This window comes from Streptomyces sp. SID5910, from assembly GCF_009862125.1.
Classification (GTDB): Bacteria; Actinomycetota; Actinomycetes; order Streptomycetales; family Streptomycetaceae; genus Streptomyces.
On record NZ_WWHX01000390.1, the window covers coordinates 1 to 484 of the forward strand.

The 484-nt window shown below is 75.4% G+C and carries 1 protein-coding gene; it reads left to right on the top strand.

Translation table 11 applies throughout. The features are described from left to right. The coding region (locus tag GTW67_RS13255; protein ID WP_161165015.1) for a helix-turn-helix domain-containing protein at positions 1-359 on the top strand (359 nt) is incomplete at its 5' end. Between the last annotated feature and the right edge of the window lie 125 nt (positions 360-484).

The window sequence follows — 484 nt, forward strand, 5'->3', positions numbered from 1 at the left end:
CCGACACGCTGCCCGCCATCGAGGCCGGCGCCACCGGGTACCTCCTCAAGGACGCGCCGCCGGAGGAGCTGGCCGCCGCCGTGCGCACCGCGGCGGCGGGGCGGACCGCGCTCGCTCCCGCCGTCGCGGACCGGCTCATGACCCGGCTGCGCCGGCCGCACACCTCGCTGACCCGCCGGGAGACCGAGGTCCTCGCGCTGGTCGCCGAGGGACTGTCCAACCAGCACATCGCGGGCCGGCTGCATCTGACCGAGGGCACGGTGAAGTCCCATCTGGCCCGGGTCTACGCCAAGCTCGGCGTCGACTCCCGCACGGCCGCGGTGGCCGCCGCCACCGGCCTCGGTCTCATCCGGCGCTGAGCCGGCCCTAGGGCCTGTCGTTTGGATCATGCCGGCGTCGCGGGGCGTGGCACGCACATCTGCGGCGTTGTCGTCGGTTGCCAGGGCTCCGCCCTGTCGCCCTCCTCCGCCTTGCAGCTGCACGC